At 69.6% G+C, this 296-nt stretch carries 1 protein-coding gene; it reads left to right on the top strand.

The window, feature by feature from the left end; translation table 11 throughout:
* Positions 1-296: autotransporter-associated beta strand repeat-containing protein (locus tag B2W55_RS09360; RefSeq protein ID WP_349678876.1), on the top strand; the 296-nt coding region annotated here is incomplete at both ends.

A 296-nucleotide genomic window follows, 5' to 3' on the forward strand; every position in this document is an offset into this window, starting at 1 on the left:
TCGCCGGCGGCACCGAGACGCTGTCTGGCACCAACACCTATGCCGGCGTCACCACGATCTCGGCCGGCACGCTGGCGCTGACCGGCACCGGGTCGATCAGCAATTCAAGCCATGTGGTAGCGAATGCGGCGTTCGACATCTCCGGCCTCGCGGGAGCCGGCACGAGCATCCAGAGCCTCGCCGGCACCGGCAATGTCGCGCTGGGTGGCAAGGCGCTGACCATCACCAACGCAAGCGACACTTTCGCTGGCGCGATCGGCGGCACCGGCGGGCTCGCGGTCACCGGCGGCACCCAG

The organism is Bradyrhizobium sp. UBA2491 (assembly GCF_002341725.1).
In the GTDB taxonomy this organism is placed as follows: Bacteria; Pseudomonadota; Alphaproteobacteria; order Rhizobiales; family Xanthobacteraceae; genus Bradyrhizobium.